This window comes from Paraflavitalea sp. (genome assembly GCF_059502485.1).
In genome coordinates this window covers 1,537,527-1,554,155 of the sequence record NZ_JCACET010000010.1, presented here as the reverse complement: position 1 = coordinate 1,554,155, position 16,629 = coordinate 1,537,527, and the positions used below count along the sequence as shown (strand labels likewise).

The 16,629-nt window shown below is 47.1% G+C and carries 15 protein-coding genes; 9 read left to right on the top strand and 6 right to left on the bottom strand.

All coding sequences use genetic code 11. The features are described from left to right. The first annotated feature begins 83 nt into the window (after nucleotides 1-83). Both AC5JBY_RS23405 and AC5JBY_RS23400 read left to right on the top strand, forming a co-directional pair. Nucleotides 84-716, top strand: a complete 633-nt coding sequence (locus AC5JBY_RS23405; RefSeq protein WP_495907088.1) for a hypothetical protein — start codon at nucleotides 84-86, stop codon at nucleotides 714-716. Nucleotides 717-750: 34 nt separating this feature from the next. Further along, complete coding sequence (locus AC5JBY_RS23400) at nucleotides 751-1,644, top strand: class I SAM-dependent methyltransferase (protein ID WP_495907087.1); 894 nt, start codon at nucleotides 751-753, stop codon at nucleotides 1,642-1,644. Here the strand turns inward: AC5JBY_RS23400 and AC5JBY_RS23395 are convergent, their stop codons facing one another. Continuing rightward, a complete protein-coding gene (locus AC5JBY_RS23395; protein WP_495907086.1) occupies nucleotides 1,645-2,472 on the bottom strand; it encodes a glutaminyl-peptide cyclotransferase in 828 nt (275 codons plus the stop codon). It abuts the gene before it with no gap. Nucleotides 2,473-2,884: 412 nt separating this feature from the next. On the opposite strand from AC5JBY_RS23395, the gene AC5JBY_RS23390 reads away from it, so the two are divergent. Continuing rightward, nucleotides 2,885-4,138 (top strand): M43 family zinc metalloprotease, encoded by a 1,254-nt coding sequence (locus AC5JBY_RS23390; RefSeq protein WP_495907085.1) that lies wholly within the window; start codon nucleotides 2,885-2,887, stop codon nucleotides 4,136-4,138. Nucleotides 4,139-4,141: 3 nt separating this feature from the next. Here AC5JBY_RS23390 and AC5JBY_RS23385 read toward each other — a convergent pair whose 3' ends face one another. Beyond that, nucleotides 4,142-5,269 carry an NAD(P)/FAD-dependent oxidoreductase gene (locus tag AC5JBY_RS23385; RefSeq protein WP_495907084.1) on the bottom strand — a complete coding sequence of 376 codons (1,128 nt, stop codon included), beginning with the start codon at nucleotides 5,267-5,269 and terminating at the stop codon, nucleotides 4,142-4,144. Between the two features lie 118 nt (nucleotides 5,270-5,387). On the opposite strand from AC5JBY_RS23385, the gene AC5JBY_RS23380 reads away from it, so the two are divergent. Beyond that, nucleotides 5,388-6,110 carry a DUF4197 domain-containing protein gene (locus AC5JBY_RS23380; RefSeq protein WP_495907083.1) on the top strand — a complete coding sequence of 241 codons (723 nt, stop codon included), beginning with the start codon at nucleotides 5,388-5,390 and terminating at the stop codon, nucleotides 6,108-6,110. Nucleotides 6,111-6,281: 171 nt separating this feature from the next. Here the strand turns inward: AC5JBY_RS23380 and lpdA are convergent, their stop codons facing one another. Beyond that, nucleotides 6,282-7,685: a dihydrolipoyl dehydrogenase gene (gene lpdA / locus AC5JBY_RS23375; RefSeq protein ID WP_495907082.1), complete on the bottom strand. Its 1,404-nt coding sequence runs from the start codon at nucleotides 7,683-7,685 to the stop codon at nucleotides 6,282-6,284. A 191-nt stretch (nucleotides 7,686-7,876) separates the two neighbouring features. On the opposite strand from lpdA, the gene AC5JBY_RS23370 reads away from it, so the two are divergent. The 5 genes from AC5JBY_RS23370 to AC5JBY_RS23350 all read left to right on the top strand — a co-directional run bounded on the left by AC5JBY_RS23370 (nucleotide 7,877) and on the right by AC5JBY_RS23350 (nucleotide 13,316). Then, nucleotides 7,877-9,010, top strand: a complete 1,134-nt coding sequence (locus AC5JBY_RS23370; protein WP_495907081.1) for a serine hydrolase domain-containing protein — start codon at nucleotides 7,877-7,879, stop codon at nucleotides 9,008-9,010. A 41-nt stretch (nucleotides 9,011-9,051) separates the two neighbouring features. After that, entirely contained in the window at nucleotides 9,052-9,789 is a 738-nt protein-coding gene (gene bshB1 / locus AC5JBY_RS23365) for a bacillithiol biosynthesis deacetylase BshB1 (RefSeq protein ID WP_495907080.1), read from the top strand. Between the two features lie 264 nt (nucleotides 9,790-10,053). Beyond that, nucleotides 10,054-11,127, top strand: coding sequence for a fatty acid desaturase family protein (locus tag AC5JBY_RS23360; protein ID WP_495907079.1), 1,074 nt, complete (start codon nucleotides 10,054-10,056; stop codon nucleotides 11,125-11,127). Nucleotides 11,128-11,315: 188 nt separating this feature from the next. Continuing rightward, nucleotides 11,316-12,191, top strand: coding sequence for a carbon-nitrogen hydrolase (locus AC5JBY_RS23355; protein ID WP_495907078.1), 876 nt, complete (start codon nucleotides 11,316-11,318; stop codon nucleotides 12,189-12,191). An 81-nt stretch (nucleotides 12,192-12,272) separates the two neighbouring features. Next, entirely contained in the window at nucleotides 12,273-13,316 is a 1,044-nt protein-coding gene (locus tag AC5JBY_RS23350; protein ID WP_495907077.1) for an agmatine deiminase family protein, read from the top strand. A gap of 90 nt (nucleotides 13,317-13,406) precedes the next feature. Here AC5JBY_RS23350 and AC5JBY_RS23345 read toward each other — a convergent pair whose 3' ends face one another. The 3 genes from AC5JBY_RS23345 to AC5JBY_RS23335 all read right to left on the bottom strand — a co-directional run bounded on the left by AC5JBY_RS23345 (nucleotide 13,407) and on the right by AC5JBY_RS23335 (nucleotide 16,552). After that, nucleotides 13,407-14,261 carry a DUF2911 domain-containing protein gene (locus AC5JBY_RS23345; protein WP_495907076.1) on the bottom strand — a complete coding sequence of 285 codons (855 nt, stop codon included), beginning with the start codon at nucleotides 14,259-14,261 and terminating at the stop codon, nucleotides 13,407-13,409. A 63-nt stretch (nucleotides 14,262-14,324) separates the two neighbouring features. Further along, nucleotides 14,325-15,944 (bottom strand): hypothetical protein, encoded by a 1,620-nt coding sequence (locus AC5JBY_RS23340; RefSeq protein WP_495907075.1) that lies wholly within the window; start codon nucleotides 15,942-15,944, stop codon nucleotides 14,325-14,327. A gap of 8 nt (nucleotides 15,945-15,952) precedes the next feature. Next, nucleotides 15,953-16,552, bottom strand: coding sequence for an RNA polymerase sigma factor (locus AC5JBY_RS23335; RefSeq protein ID WP_495907074.1), 600 nt, complete (start codon nucleotides 16,550-16,552; stop codon nucleotides 15,953-15,955). Between the last annotated feature and the right edge of the window lie 77 nt (nucleotides 16,553-16,629).

Here is a 16,629-nt window from a genome sequence, read left to right as displayed (position 1 = left end):
GACTTAGCAGATTGAAACGTGTAACATGTAACCTGTAACCCGTATCTTGCGCCCTTGTTCCTGTATTTTAAATCAGGTGGATTATGACTGAAGCGCTGACCAGCTATTTACTGCAACATAAAAGTATAAGTATCCCGGGCCTGGGCACCGTTTATATTGAACGGATACCGGCTCAGACGGATTTTATCAATAAGCAGATACTGCCGCCTTCTTATCATTTCCGTTTTGATAAATATTTCGATGCACCCGATAAGGAGTTCTTTACCTACCTGGCGCAGCAAAAGGATATTGCCGATTACGAGGCCATCAAATGGTACAACGAATGGGCTTACGAGCTGCGCAACAAGTTGCGTACGGATGAAGTGGTTGAGTGGAAAGGGGTAGGAGCGCTCAAGAAAGATGTGTCGGGTGAGATCGTTTTCGAAGCAGCAGGCGCCATTCCCTCCGGGCAACAACCGGCCCCGGCTGTGCGGGTGATCCATAGTAACACGCAACATACCATGCTGGTGGGCGACCGGGAAGTAACCCGTGAGATCGTTTCTGAAGAAGGCGTGGCTTATGAATATGAAGAAGAGCAACCTGTAAAAAATAACTGGTGGATCTATGCGATCATTATCGGCGCCATTGCCTTAAGCATCATCTTCTTTAATTTCTACCAAAACGGTTTTTCTACTTCGGGAACCGGAAATCAACAACATATCGCGACCGGGCGATAGCTGAGAGTCGAGAGTTTTCCCTTTCTTTGCAGCCGTGGAAACTGTTCATTATACTTCATGCCCGGCTTGTAAAGCCACCGCCATTCATAAGGTACTGCCCGTAAAAGATTATACGGTATCTCAGGAGCTTTTTGAGGTATGGCATTGTGATGCCTGTACCCTTCGCTTTACCCAGGATATTCCGGCGGAGTCTGTGATCGGTAAATACTATCAATCCGAGAATTATATCTCCCACACAAATACCAATAAGGGGCTTGTCAACAGGCTGTATCACATTGTCAGGAACTATACCCTTTCCAGCAAGAAGAAACTGGTACAGTCAGTAACAAAGCGTGCTACCGGCAACCTGCTGGACGTAGGGGCCGGTGTAGGGGCTTTTGCCAGCTATATGCGTCAGCAGGGCTGGCAGGTGACGGGACTGGAGCCTGATGCTGAAACGCGTGCGCGTGCGCAAGAACAAAACCGCATTGCTTTGCAGGACACCAGTGATCTGTTCAAGCTACCGGTGGGCCAGTTTGATGCCATCACCATGTGGCATGTGCTGGAGCACGTGCACCGGCTGCATGAATACCTCGATCAATTGAAGGCTTTACTGAAACCGGATGGTGTGCTATTGATCGCTGTGCCGAACTATACTGCGCACGATGCAGACTATTACCAGCAATGCTGGGCTGCGTACGATGTGCCCCGGCACCTGTATCATTTTTCACCGGCTTCCATGCGTGGGCTGTTACAACAACATGGTCTTACCGTGAAGGCTACCAAACCCATGTGGTTCGATAGCTTTTATGTGAGCCTGCTGAGTGAAAAATACAAGACCGGAAAGGCCAGTGTGGTCAAAGGCTTCCTGCGTGGTTTTATCTCCAATATGAAAGCCATGGGCCAGCGGGAAAAATGCAGCTCGCTGATCTATATCATTACAAAATAACTACTGTAGTTTAATCTCGTATAATGTGGGCCACTTTTTACCGGTAATATAGAGTTTGCCGGTGGCGCTGTCGTAAGCGATACCGTTTAATTCTGCTGCACCGGGATAAGCCGCTTTTGCTTCTTTGTCGAGGCTGTCGAAGTTCAGGTGTCCCAATACTTTGCCGGAGGCAGGGTCGATCTTCAGTATATAAGTACTTCCCCATTTGTTGGCGTAGATCATGCCATTCACATATTCCAGTTCATTGAGGTTACCTTCAGGATTGCCATTGTGGATCACGTTAACGGTGTATTTCACTCTTAAAGAATCGGGGTCGAGGTAATACAGGTTGCTGCTGCCATCGCTCATGATGAGGGAGGCTGTATCGTGGGTGAGGCCCCAACCTTCTTCAGTAGGCAATTTAAATTCTTTGAGGAGCTTAAAGGTTTTGGCATCGTATACAAATCCAACACCGCTCTTCCAGGTGAGTTGATAGAGTTTGTCTTTAAAGACCGTAATGCCTTCTCCAAAATGTTTCGACTTGTCGAGTTTGGCTTTGGGAGTCACTTTACCTGTGGCGCGGTCCACTACGCCTAATTCGGAAGGGTAGGGACTGCCGTCGTCGTTGCCGCCGGAGCTTTCCAGCAACTGACCATTATAGAATTCAAGCCCTTCGGTGAAATAGCTGGTATCGTGAGGTTGCTTGTTGGCGACTGTATAAGGAATGGCTGGTGGCAAGGCATCAGAATTTCCGGTGTTGGGAATATCGACCGGTTTGTCGGCGTCTCCGCTGCCGCAAGCCCAGGCTGTAAAAGCGATGGCAAATGCTATGTAGCTGATTTTCTTCATAAAGGATGTCCTCAAAACGTCAAAAATACAATTTGCCCCCAAGTTACGGGATATCAATTAATTGAAAATTTTGGTAAAACGGCTTTGATTTGTTGAAAAGATTTGCTTGCTTTACAGTAGCTTATCACCTGAATACCACTCTACAACGTACCTCTTTCCTTTCTCAACCCCATCCGAGTGGCTCGATGAATAGGTAACTCTGTGGACCAATTAGTAATTACACTTTCCTATTGTATTGTTTTATTGTCTTACTCCAATATCGTCTGATATAGTACATGGTATTGTCGTACCGTTTGTTCTATAGCAGATGCCAATGGCATAAGGCTATTAGTTGTTCAATATAGAATCTCCAATTCCTGCCTGAATATACCTCTTCCAGAACCTGTGACGACCACAAAAGAAAGTCGTTACCATGAAACATTTTGTACCTCTTTACCTCTTATGCTGCCTGAGCTTTCAGGTTGCTAAGGCTCAGCGTAACTGTGCTTCGCATGAGTACCTGCAGCAGCAACTGCAGCGTGATCCGTTGCTGGCGCAAAGGATTGCGGCTATTGAGTCTTTCCAGGGGCGCGATGTAATGCTCAATGGTGCTGAGGCGCCCACGCCTGCAGTTATTAAAATACCTGTAGTAGTGCATGTACTTTTCAATACGGCCAGTCAAAATATCAGCGATGCGCAAATAAAGTCTCAGATAGATGTATTAAACAAAGATTTCAGGAGGCTGAATACCGATACGGCGAATACACCACTTATGTTCAAACACCTGGCTGCTGATTGTCAGCTGCAGTTTGAGCTGGCTAAGATCGACCCTGATGGCAGGGCTACTACGGGTATTACTCGCAAGGCAACTTCTATTATGATGTATGGCCTGGATGACCGTATCAAGTTTACCAATAAAGGAGGTTTCGATGCCTGGGATCCGGACCGTTACCTGAATATATGGGTAGGTAGCCTGGCGGGAGGTTTGTTGGGTTATGCCAGCACCCTGGGTTGCGATAAATCGATCGATGGTGTTGCTATTTCTCCATCTGTTTTTGGCACTGTGGGAACAGCCAGTGCACCTTTTAACGGTGGTCGTACTGCTACGCATGAGATTGGCCACTGGCTGGGTCTGCGTCATATATGGGGCGATACTTATTGTGGCGATGACCACATCGATGATACACCTCCGCAACGGAGCGCTACACGTAAATGCCCCACGGGCGTTATCATTACATGCGATAACAATCCGTATGGCGATATGTACAATAACTTTATGGATCTAACGGATGATGCCTGTATGAACCTCTTTACGGCAGGCCAGCGTAATAAGATGCGTCAACTGTTTCAACCCGGTGGCGTTCGTCATGCACTGCTTTCTTCCAATGCGCTCACCGCAACGCCTATAACTGATCCTGTAAGGCCCATCGAGGAACCTGTTGTAATTGCTGCCAATGTGGTAAAGGTTTATCCCAACCCGGCCATTACGACCATTACCATTGAAGGAAAAGATGGTGAGCTGGTAGGTAAAACGGTTACTATCCGCAACCACCTTGGCCAGTTGGCCCTGCAGGTCAAAATAACCAAAGGCAATATGCCCATCAGTGTTCAGCACCTGCGGGATGGCATGTACTTTATTCGTATTGAAGGCTCAGGAGAAGTGACTAAACTGTTGAAAGGAAAATAACCATCACTTCATCATCTCAGCTACTTTTTCTCCGACGACGGGGGCGAGTGCTACGCCCATGCCGCTCATGCGCACGGCACAATATACTTGCGGTGAAACCTCTTTCATGATGGGCATCTTCTCGGAGCCCATGCCCATGATGCCGCTCCAGCGGTCGGTAATGGCATATTCTTTACCTGGGAGTATATAGCGGGAAAGAAAGCGTTCGAGCTCTTTCTGGATCTTGTCGGTCGTATTCATATCTGTCGTCCGCTCTTCTTCAAATGCTTTGTTGCGGGCGCCGCCCAGCAGCACACGGTTGCCTAAGTTGCGGAAATAATAATATCCTTCTTCATAGTGAAAGGTACCGTTGAGCTTTAGCCCGTTGATGGGCGTGGTAACGAGCACCTGGCCACGGGCAGGTATGATATCTACCTTCGGTAGCAGGTCTGCAAATGCGTTGGTGCAAATAAGTACTTTGGCTGCTGTAAAACGTAATGTCTGATTGGTGTACAATACTATTTTATCGTGTAGCTTTTCATAGCGGGTTACTTCTACGCCGTTGAACACGATCACGCCCATCGATTGCACCAGTTGCAGCAATGCCTGACACATTTTACCGGAGTGTAAATAACCTTCCAGTTTGTTTTCCAATAAATGAGCCACATGCTGAAAGCCAAATTCACTGATCTTTTTGTCGGAGAGCTTGAAGGTCTGGCTGGTTTTGATCACCTGCTTCAGCTTCTTGTTCACGGAGGCTACCTGTTCTTCGAGCGCCTCAGCGCCGGGATCATTATCGGATGCGATCAATTCATAACCTCCACACAATTCAAAGTCGATTGCTTTTTCATCGAGCACTTTTCGTATGCGTTGCAAACCCTGGTAACGCATGCTTACCAGTTCCAGGGTTTTGTCTTCTCCCATTTTATTGAAGTCGTCATGCAATTCTGTAACACTGCCAAAGCAGGCAAAGCCGGCGTTGCGCGTACTGGCTCCGGTAGGGATAATGCCTCGGTCGATAATAGCAACGGAAGTTTTAGGATTTTGCTTTTTGATATAGTAAGCGCTCCATAGACCTACGAGGCCACTGCCGATGATAATGATATCTTTAGGTGCGTAGAAACTTTCTTTTTCCCAGACGGAGATTTGCATAGTGGTCTCTTTAAGAATTTGCCCACACACATACGGTAAAAGCAATCAGAATATTGTACGTTTGTGTTTGATCTAAAACAAATTTACGCCAATCAGTACGCCCTCAAATTATTTCCTTATGAAAAAATCACTCTATGCTTTAATCCTATGCACTATTCTCTTGAATAGTTGCGAAACTGCCCACCAGATTCTTAAAGATTACGGACAAACTGCCAATGGCGGATTGACAAATGCCGACATTGTGTCGGGTTTAAAGGAGGCGTTGTCTGTAGGCGCCCAACAATCGTCAAATCAACTGTCGGCACTCGATGGTTTTTTCAAAAATGCAGCTATCAAGATCTTATTGCCCGAAGAAGCGCAGAAAGTAGAAAAGACTTTGCGTGATGTAGGTTTAGGTAGCCTTGTCGATAAAGCAATTCTTTCAGTGAATCGCGCTGCTGAAGATGCAGCCAAATCTGCAGCTCCCATTTTCATCAATGCGGTAAAACAAATGACCATCCAGGATGCATTGGGCATTTTGAAAGGTGGCGATTTTGCTGCTACCAACTACCTCAAGCAAAAAACTACTGCTCAGCTCACTGAAGCTTTTCGCCCTGTTATAGAACAATCACTCAGTAAGGTAGGTGCCACCAAATATTGGGCGGATGTATTTACTAATTATAACCGGTTTGCAACAAATAAGATCAATCCCGATCTCAGTGGCTTTGTTACCGGTAAAGCAATGGATGGCATCTTTTACCAGGTAGGATTGGAAGAACAGAAGATCCGTAAAGATCCTGTTGCACGCACTACTGAGATATTGAAGAAAGTATTTGGCAGCAAGCAGGCACAGGGGAGTTAGGTCAGTTCAGAGTCGGGAGTTCAGAGTTAAGACCCCGGGATTACAATAAATTTTCAAGTCGTCTTTTCGTTCCAACTTCAACCAATAAAAAAGCGGTTCCCATAAGGAACCGCTTTTGCTATGTAATTGTTTTGTATTTCTACTCACAACTGACCACTCACTACTCACACTTTACAGGTGGATCGCCTCACCGTATGCATGCTCGATAGCGTCTTTCACGCTTTCGCTGATGGTTGGGTGGGGGTGGATGCTGTTGAGTACTTCATGGTAAGTAGTTTCCAGCTTGCGGGCTACTACTGTTTCCACGATGACCTCTGTAACGTTGTATCCGATCAGGTGGGTACCCAGCCATTCGCCGTACTTGGCATCGAAGATCACTTTGGCAAAACCTTCGGTATGGCCGGCGCCTACTGCTTTACCAGATGCGCTCAGCGGGAATTTACCAACCTTGATCTCGTAACCAGCTTCTTTGGCTTGCTTTTCAGTCAAGCCTACAGATGCTACTTCGGGTGTGCAATAAGTACAGCCCGGTACGTTGCCATAATCCAGTGCCTCTGGCTGGTGGTTGTATTTCTTTTCGTTGTATCCGATGTTCTCCACGCAGATGATGGCTTCTTTGGAAGCTACGTGTGCCAGGGCCTGGCCGGGAGCACAGTCACCGATAGCATAAATGCCGGGAACATTGGTTTGATAATATTTGTCAACAGCGATCTTGCCTTTCTCGGTCTTCACGCCAGTCTCTTCTAGGCCGATGCCTTCGATGTTGGCTGATACACCTACTGCGCTCAATACTACGTCGGCTTCGAGGACAACCTCGCCATTCGCAGTTTTTACTTTTGCTTTAACGCCATTGCCGCTGGTATCCACGCTGGTTACTTCAGCGCTGGTGAGAATATCGATACCTTTTTTCTTGAGTTGCTTTTCCAGTTCTTTGGAGATGTCCTCATCTTCTACCGGTACGATCCTTGGCAGGAACTCAACGATAGTCACCTTAGTGCCCATAGCTGAATAGAAATAACCAAACTCAACACCGATAGCACCACTACCTACAACGATCAGGCTCTTGGGTTGCTCGGGCAGTGACATCGCCTCGCGGTAGCCGATGATCTTTTTACCATCCTGCTTCAGGGTGGGCAGTTCGCGGCTGCGGCCACCGGTAGCAACGATGATGTGCTTTCCTTCTACTACCTGCTTGCTGCCATCAGCTGCAGTTACTTCGATCTGGCCTTTGGCTTTAATTTTACCAAAGCCCATCACTACGTCGATCTTATTTTTCTTCATCAGGAACTGTACGCCCTTGCTCATTTTATCGGCTGCTCCACGGCTGCGCTTGATAACTGCGGCAAAGTCATGCTTACCGGATGCTTCGATTCCAAAGTCTTTCGCATGGTTGATATAGTCCATAACCTGGGCGCTTTTCAGGAGCGCTTTGGTGGGGATACAACCCCAGTTGAGACAGATACCTCCGAGGTTTTCCTTTTCGATAATTGCGGTTTTAAAACCCAGCTGTGAAGCACGGATAGCTGCCACGTATCCACCGGGGCCGCTACCGAGAACTACTACGTCGTATGCCATATGTGATGTACGATTTTAGATTTCTGATTGCTGAATATGAACACTTTACTGATCAAAAGACCAGCGAAGCTACTCGAAAATGGTAAAAAAGCCAAATGAGCTACTTCTAATAACAGTAAATGGCGCTCAGATGTTTATGCAGGGGTTCCGTGGAACTTTTTCAGTATCTTCCTTATTCAAGCCGCTATTACATGAAAAAGTTCTTCCGTATTTTCCTGTATTTCCTCCTGTTCATCATGATTGTTTTTTCTCTTTACGCCGTTGCCAGTGGCAAAACCTACCTGTTCAAAGCCATCTGGTACAACTATGTCGATATCGATGATTATAAAATATTCAAGAATAATACGGTGACCACCGATGTGCACCAGCCCTGGGATACGGCCGCTGCGTACAACAAGGCCAGCATGCCCGACACCCTGCAGCAAATGTTGAAGGACCTGGAGACAGTTGCAGTGCTGGTGATCAAAAATGATTCGCTGTTATTCGAGCAGTATTATGAGGGATACAATGACTCGTCGTGGTCGAGTTCATTCTCCGCTGCCAAAAGCATTGTCAGTCTGCTGATCGGTGCTGCGTTGAAGGAAGGGAAGATACATTCCTTACAGGACCCTGTAGGCAATTACCTATCCGAGTTTGCATCAGGTAAGAAAGCATCCATAAAGATCATCGACCTGCTGACCATGAGCAGTGGTACCGACTGGGATGAATCGTATGCCAGTCCCTTCTCAGTAACCACGCAAGCTTATTATGGAACTGATATTTACAAAGTGGCTACCAGTGTCAATGTCATTCATACGCCCGGAACGCTACACAGCTATAAATCAGGCGATACGCAACTGCTGGGCCTGATATTGGAAAAGGCAACCGGCAAATCACTGAGTGCCTATGCGGCAGAGAAACTGTGGCAACCCATGGGTGCAGAACATCCTGCACTGTGGAGTCTTGACCATACGGGTGGTCACGAAAAAGCCTACTGCTGTTTCAATTCCAATGCGCGCGACTTTGCCCGGTTTGGCAAGCTGATGCTCGACAGCGGCCGCTGGAAAGGCACCGAGATCATTACGCCGGAATACTATGCTGCTTCTATAAAGCCCTGCATGATACCCGATGAAAGCGGCCAGCCCTGTGATTATTATGGATACCAGTGGTGGATCTATCCGGGCCAGCCTATCTTCTACGCCCGTGGCATCCTTGGTCAGTATGTGATCGTGATCCCCGACAAAAAACTGATCATGGTGAGGCTGGGTAAAAAGCGCTCCGACGTGCGCATCAATGGCGCCCCGGCTGAAGTGAACGCCATTATCAATTGGGGGCGAACTTTTTAGCTTCTTTTACGTTTTACTACATTTGTCCTTTAATCTCAGGTATGAAATTAGATATTCTCGCTATTGGAGTACACCCGGACGATGTGGAGCTGGGCTGTTCTGGTACTATTCTCAATGAATTGAAGCTGGGTAAAAAAGTAGGTATCCTCGACCTTACACAAGGGGAGTTAGGTACCCGTGGAACCATCGAAACCCGCTATGCCGAAGCGGCTGCCGCTGCAGGCATACTGGGTGTTAATGTGCGCGACAACCTGAAGATGCGTGATGGCTTCTTCCGCAATGATGAAGAACATCAATTGCAACTGATCCAGGCCATCAGGACTTATCAGCCTGAGATCGTCATTGCCAATATATTGCACGATCGTCATCCCGATCATGGCCGTGCTGGTCAGCTGATTGCCGATGCCTGCTTCCTGTCGGGGTTGATCAAAATAGAAACGAAAGATGCAAAAGGTAATCCACAGGCGCGTTGGAGACCCAAGTACGTGTTGCACTACATGCAGGACTGGTTTCACGAGCCCGATATCCTGATCGATATCAGCGAAGTTTTCGAGCAACGCATGAAATCCATCGAAGCGTATGGTACCCAATTCTTCCCCGGTGGGGTAGACAACAAGGAGCCGCAAACCTATATTTCCTCTCCCGATTTCCTCGATAGTGTCATCGCCCGGGCGCGCATGCTGGGCAAGCGTATCGGCGTTAAATATGCCGAAGGCTTTGTGAGCGAAAAGAAGATCGGCATCCGGAACCTGGATGCGCTGGTTCAGGTTGAAACTTAATTTGCGAAATCAGGAAAAAATAACCCGGTCACGCTGGCAGTTAAACTTGTCAGGCTGTAATTGGTTTTTTCGCTAAAATGCTTGCTACCACTGTGTTTGAGCAGGCTTTGTCCTGCCGTCTTTTTACAGCTGTTTGTCCCGGATTTGTCAGATAAGTTAGCGTCACGCTAAAATTCCCTCTTTCGGCACATCTATTGCTTTTTTTTAAACGTTTATTACAAGGTTAAACGTAACTTTGCCAACCATTTATATAAATTGTCGATCATGTCAGCAGTGCCCAAGTTTACAACAGTTCAACACTCTTTCCACACAGAATTAAAGAAGCGCATCGGCTCTTACTTTGAAGAAGTGGGGAAATCTCAAACGGGTGACTATCCCATCTTCATCAAGGCGGTAATCCTGATGGTGGCATTTTTGTTGATCTATGTACACCTCGTATTCTTTACGCCTGCTGTTATCTGGCAGGTGCTCGAAAGTGTACTGTTGGGTGGTGTAGTAGCGGCTATCGGTTTTAATGTGATGCACGATGGTGCGCACGGTAGCTTCAGCAAATACAAATGGATAAATTCTTTCGCAGCATTTTCTCTCAATATTCTTGGTGGTAACAGCTTCATGTGGAATATGAAGCACAATGTGATCCACCATGCTTTCACAAACGTGGATGGTGTGGACGATGATATCGATATCCAACCCTGGATGCGCATGAGCTCTACACAGAAGAAATACCGTTTACACAAATACCAGCACATCTATTTCTGGTTCTTGTATTCGCTCCTGTACATCTTCTGGATCTTCGTACTCGATTATCAAAAATACTTCAAGAGCAAGATCGGTAATATGCCACTGAAGAAAATGAAGTTGTCCGATCACCTCGTTTTCTGGGGCTTTAAAGTATTCCACTTGTTTCTCTTTGTAGGATTGCCCATTTACATGGTAGGCTTCTCTTCCTGGCTCATCAGTTTTATCATCTTTACGCTGGTAGCTGGTCTTGTTCTGAGCCTGGTATTCCAACTGGCACACACGGTAGAGCATACTGCTTTCCCTATGCCCGATGTTGTTACCAACAAACTGGAAGATGAGTGGGCTGTTCACCAGATCAAGACCACAGCCAACTTCGCTACCCACAACAAACTGGTGAGCTGGCTGGTAGGTGGATTGAACTTCCAGATCGAACACCACTTGTTCCCCAAAATATCACACGTACACTATCCTGCTATCAGCAAGATCATTCGTCAGGCCTGCCAGGAATATGGCATTGCTTATATCGAGTATCCCCGGGTACGGTATGCCGTAGCTTCGCACGTAGCGTTCCTGAAGCAGATGGGAAGAGCAGCGTAGCACGGAAGTTGAAAAGTTAATAAGTTTATAAGACTGAAAGCCCGTAAGTGTCATCCACTTACGGGCTTTTTTGTTTACTCATTTTTCATTAGAAGCAGCTGGTTTTCCCCACGCAACTATTAACGGTCATTTTACGTCTTGTTCCCGGCTAAAAAACTATTTTTGCACTTCATTTTTAAAGAGCTATCATGTCAACAGTAAAAGTAGGATTGGTGCAAACGAGTTGCACCGCAAACAAGGAAGAGAACCTGCAGAAGGCAATCGCAAAGGTAAAAGAGGCTGCCGCCAAGGGCGCACAGATCGTTTGTCTGCAGGAGTTGTTTACTTCTCTCTATTTCTGCGATGTGGAAGATTACGAAAACTTCAAGCTGGCAGAACCAATTCCCGGACCTTCTACCGACGCGCTTAGTAAAGTAGCGAAGGAAGCCGGCGTGGTGATCATTGCTTCCTTATTTGAAAAGCGGGCACAGGGCCTTTACCACAATACTACAGCTGTACTGGATGCCGATGGTTCTTACCTGGGCAAGTACCGCAAGATGCACATCCCCGACGATCCGGCATATTATGAGAAGTTCTACTTCACACCCGGTGATCTCGGTTACAAAGTGTTCAAGACTAAGTTTGCCACTTTCGGCGTGTTGATCTGCTGGGACCAATGGTACCCTGAAGCAGCCCGCATCACGGCGCTGATGGGTGCAGAAATACTGTTTTATCCTACAGCTATTGGCTGGGCTACTTCTCAGGACGAAGCCACCAATACCGAGCAATACAATGCATGGCAAACCATCCAACGCAGTCACTCCGTGGCCAATGGCGTACACGTAGTGAGCGTGAACAGGGTAGGGCTGGAGCAAAACGGCGCTATGAAATTCTGGGGCGGTTCCTTTGTGTCCAATCCTTTCGGTTCCTTGATCTACAAAGCCTCGCACGACCAGGAAGATGTAGCAGTGGTAGAGCTCGACCTGCAAAAGACAGATCGCTACCGCACACACTGGCCTTTTATGCGCGATCGCCGTATCGACTCTTATCAGCCGATCACCAAACGTTATATTGACGAAGCGTAAATAATATTCAATGCTCAATGTTCAACTCAATATTTATTGAGCATGTACATTGAGCATTTCCTTTAACAGAATCAACCAGCAATGGAATCAACTACTCCAAAGAGTTTAGGTTATTATTTCCCCGCCGAGTTTGCACCACACATAGCCACGTGGTTAAGCTGGCCCCATAAGGAAGCCTCCTGGCCAGGCAAGATCGATGCGATCTATCCCTATTACAGCCAGTTTATACGTGAGTTGGCACTGAGTGAAAAAGTGCGCATCAACGTCGCAGATGAAGCTATGAAAGCTTTTGCACTTAAGTATATCCGCGAAGCAGGCGCCGATCTTAACCAGGTGGAGTTCTACATACATCCTACCAACGATGCCTGGTGCAGAGACCATGGTCCGGCCTTTCTGATCAATCCTGCTGCTGATATCAAAAAAGTGGTGGTAGACTGGGGTTATAATGCCTGGGGTAATAAATATCCTCCTTATGATCTGGACGATGTGATCCCCACGCTTATTGGCAAGCAGTTCAACCTGCCGGTATACAATCCCGGTATCGTAATGGAAGGCGGCTCTGTAGAGTTCAATGGCAAGGGTACTTTGCTTACTTCAACAGCTTGCCTGCTCAATCCCAACCGCAACCCACACCTGAACCAGGCGCAAATAGAAAATTACCTGATCAACTACTATGGCGTTGAACAAATATTGTGGGTAGATGAAGGTATCATTGGTGATGACACCGATGGACATATCGACGATACAGTGCGTTTTGTGAATGAGGATACGGTACTGACGGTGATCGAGGAGAACAAGCAGGACGAAAACTACGGACTGCTGCAACACAACCTGAAGCAATTGCAAGCGATGCGCCTGCTCAATGGCAAACAACTGAATATTGTTGAACTGCCGATGCCTGATGCCGTGGAGTATGAAGACCAGCGCCTGCCTGCCTCTTACGCTAATTTCTATATCGCTAACACCTCTGTGATCGTACCTACGTTCCGGTGCGATAAAGATGACAAGGCTTTGCATATCATCCAGCAATGTTTCCCCGACCGCAAGGTAGTGGGCATCGATTCTACAGAGATCATCTGGGGACTTGGCAGTTTCCATTGCCTGAGCCAGCAGGAGCCGGCGTAGAAGCAAGCGAACTCAAAATAAAAAAGTCCGTAAGTAGCATTTACTTACGGACTTTCTATTTATTGTACTCCTGACTTCTTACCGCTTTCCTTATCCCTTCACACCCAATGTAGCCAGCAACTTCTTGTTCAGCGCTACGTAATCATCGTTCTTGGCTTCTTTGGCCAGCTCGATGGATTTATTGGCAGAAGCAATCGCTTCTTTCTTTTTACCCAGTTTGGCTTCACACTTGGCTTTATTGTGCATTACCCAAAATGCTTTGGGGTTTTGTGCCGCAGCTTTGTCAAACCATGTCAGGGCTTTGTTCAGGTCTTTACCATTGTCGAGGTAATATTGAGCAGCGCTGGAATAAGGCTTTTTAGCTTCGTCGCCGTCGCCATTGATTTGCTGGTCTATCTGAGCCATTACCTTGGCGTCAATGTCATTGGAAATAGGCAGACCCACTACTGTTTTATCCCACTGAAGCTGCAATTCACATTTGAAAGCAGTAACGTTTACAAACTGCATGGTAAATGATTGCGCAGTAGTAGCCACCAGACGGGATTTCGCTTTTACACGTACCACATCATTCTCTTGCTTGTAAGCAGCAGGTGAAGTAATGTCGAGTTGTTTGGTAATGATAAAAGTCCACTCGGTAGCACCGGGGATACTTACGAGGCCATATTTACCAGCGGGTATTTTAGTGCCACCGATAATTACTTCATCGGTGAAGTTGAGCGTAGTGGCCTGGTTAGCGCCAGTACGCCATACTTTACCATAAGGTACCAGGTCGCCCATGATGGTGCGGCCTTTCATGGCAGGACGGGAATAGGACAATTCGATAGTGCCCAGGCCAAAATCCTGTTTAATGTATTGTGTTGGTGAAGGAGCCGGCGTCTTTAACTGTGCCTGGCCGGCAAAGGCTGTGATGACTGTAAATACAAATACGTTGATGAGTTTGCGCATGGCAATTAATTTTCGCAAATGTAATTGATATTACAGATGCAACATGCGTAGATACACCAAAGGTTAAAAACGGACCAGCACGGTCACTTTTGTCTTGCGGCCTTTGTTGAGCTTCCAGGCAGGGCCAGCCTTTATCAGGCGGAGCGCTTCATCATCATATGCTTTGTCGAGCGACTGCTCGATCTTGAAGTCTGATAGGTCCCCTTTCTTATTTACATGGAAAGACACGACTACCACACCGGTCAATTGGGGAGTGCCGGGAGGGGTTTGTTTGTTCTTCTCCAGGTATTGCTGAAACTCCAGCCAGCCATCTTCCGGCTGAGCATCCTGCACCATTACTTCGGGGTAATTGTTGCGGCTGATCACCGTAGAGTCACCCTGGCGAACTGTGCTGACACCCCGTATGCGGATGGCTTCATTAAGCTGGGGATTAGGCGCTTTTACGCCCAATTGATTCAGGGAAATATTATTATAATTGGCGTTGAAGCTCTGGGAGTTATTGAACAGCTGCACATTCTGCGTGTAATAACCCGTACTGGCCACAGCGATATTAAGCACGGAAACGGTGTCTTTCACTGGTATTTTAAACTGCCCCTGCCGGTCGGTATAAAAGATCCGGTTGTCTTCCGCCCGCAGTAATGCATTGGACAGCGGGTTGTTGGACTGATCGGTGACCCGGCCGCTGATGAAACCGCTCAACAACGCATTGGGGTTCTTTTTTGCCTGCTTTTCCGATAGCTCTTTGCGTGACCTGTTCATGGCCAGCTCTTCGGGTTTGCCATAAAAGTCACGTCCGTTGGAATCTTTCTTCTTGTCGGCAACAACGATCTGTTCAAAATCAGATGGCTTGGTCGTATATGTTTTATCCAGGCTGTTGTAAAATGCTTTGCGGCTGTTCGCGTTATCTACCGCCTTATACTGGTCAAATGTCCCGCCATTTACAGTATCGGCTTTCTTGAAGGCATAATTATGTTTGTCGTCAAAAGCTTGTTTGTTTTCCGCAAGACTTACTGCCGGCATGTCTTTCACAGGCTTAGCAGGAAGTTTGTCGTGCACAGCAGCAGGTTGGTTGGCTGCCACTTCTTCTTTTGCCTTCAGGTAAGGGAGTGGCTGTTCCAGTGGTGAAGCTGGATTACTACGCCAGTTGCTGTTGCCGGCGTCATTAGTTGAAACAGAAAAATGTTGGCTACTTACTATTGTAGAATCTGTAGCCGCCTTTGAAGTCGCCTTGTCTGCAACAGATGGTGCTGCACTATCTGCAAGAGTAAGTGGCGCTTCATTAGCATTTTGTTCCTGTGTTACCACAGCCAACTGTTTATCTGCGTTCTTGGCTTCAGATTGATTGAAGTAATTAAGCGCCCAGATACTGCCCGTAAGTACCACTACAGCCGCAGCAGCCACCTGCCACCATCGGAAGGCACGCACCGGCGCCACCACTTTGGTAGAATCCTCCTGGCGCGTTCTTTCGGCCACTTGTTGGCGTATATCCTGCAGGTGACCCTGAATGAGGGAAGCATCATGCTGCTCCAGCGTTTGCTGCATACCCTCGATCGCGTCGGCCAGAAAAGGATCTTCCAGCGCCGCTTTTTCGAGCTCGTGCATTTCAGCGGGCAACATCCCGCCCTCCAGGTATCGCTGGATATCTGCTGCCGAATATTGTTTTATATGGTCAGTAGCGGACATGAATCTTATTAACTTTTTAACCCGATCAACTTATCAACTTCTTCCCCCTTTTCCATGCAAATCTTCAGGTTTCTTTTCCCATTCTGTATATTACTACGTACTTTATTCAATTCCAGACCGGTTATATCTGCAATTTCTTTATAACATTTACTTTGGAGGTAGAACATTTCCACACTCTCTTTTTGCTCTGCCGAAAGCGTCTGCAAGCACCGTTCCATCTTCTGCAAATGCTCCTCTTTCAGCATCATACCATTCAGATGCGTTTCTTCCCCGGATTGCATACTGTCGGGGTTAAATTCCGTGGTTTTCAGATTTTTGGGTGTTCTCAGCTGCATCAGGCAGTAATTCTTGGCCAGGGTATACAGCCAGCTCTTGAAATTGTCCACCTGGTGCTTGGGCAGCTTCCGCACCAGCTCTTCAAATACCTGCATCACGGCATCTTTGGCTGTTTCAGGGTCTTTCAGGTATTTAAGACAAACGCCATATAAGAGGTCCATATACCGCTGAAACAGCGTGGCCAGCACTTCCAGGTCGCCGGAAGTTTGAAATTGCGCTACCAGCTCCTTGTCTGGCAACGCGTTATCGTGTATGTTTTTAATAAAGGCCACGCGCTGATAAAATTAGCAAAAGATATTTTAATAACAGCATAAGCATAAGACGCCCGTTACTATGGCCTTCCACGCCA

Bases quoted from the DNA above. Each gene is read 5' to 3' on its own strand.
- AC5JBY_RS23405 (WP_495907088.1), top strand. From the start codon at position 84: ATGACTGAAGCGCTGACCAGCTATTTACTGCAACATAAAAGTATAAGT.
- AC5JBY_RS23395 (WP_495907086.1), bottom strand. From the start codon at position 2,472: ATGAAGAAAATCAGCTACATAGCATTTGCCATCGCTTTTACAGCCTGG.
- AC5JBY_RS23390 (WP_495907085.1), top strand. From the start codon at position 2,885: ATGAAACATTTTGTACCTCTTTACCTCTTATGCTGCCTGAGCTTTCAG.
- AC5JBY_RS23385 (WP_495907084.1), bottom strand. From the start codon at position 5,269: ATGCAAATCTCCGTCTGGGAAAAAGAAAGTTTCTACGCACCTAAAGAT.
- AC5JBY_RS23380 (WP_495907083.1), top strand. From the start codon at position 5,388: ATGAAAAAATCACTCTATGCTTTAATCCTATGCACTATTCTCTTGAAT.
- lpdA (WP_495907082.1), bottom strand. From the start codon at position 7,685: ATGGCATACGACGTAGTAGTTCTCGGTAGCGGCCCCGGTGGATACGTG.
- AC5JBY_RS23370 (WP_495907081.1), top strand. From the start codon at position 7,877: ATGAAAAAGTTCTTCCGTATTTTCCTGTATTTCCTCCTGTTCATCATG.
- bshB1 (WP_495907080.1), top strand. From the start codon at position 9,052: ATGAAATTAGATATTCTCGCTATTGGAGTACACCCGGACGATGTGGAG.
- AC5JBY_RS23360 (WP_495907079.1), top strand. From the start codon at position 10,054: ATGTCAGCAGTGCCCAAGTTTACAACAGTTCAACACTCTTTCCACACA.
- AC5JBY_RS23355 (WP_495907078.1), top strand. From the start codon at position 11,316: ATGTCAACAGTAAAAGTAGGATTGGTGCAAACGAGTTGCACCGCAAAC.
- AC5JBY_RS23350 (WP_495907077.1), top strand. From the start codon at position 12,273: ATGGAATCAACTACTCCAAAGAGTTTAGGTTATTATTTCCCCGCCGAG.
- AC5JBY_RS23345 (WP_495907076.1), bottom strand. From the start codon at position 14,261: ATGCGCAAACTCATCAACGTATTTGTATTTACAGTCATCACAGCCTTT.
- AC5JBY_RS23340 (WP_495907075.1), bottom strand. From the start codon at position 15,944: ATGTCCGCTACTGACCATATAAAACAATATTCGGCAGCAGATATCCAG.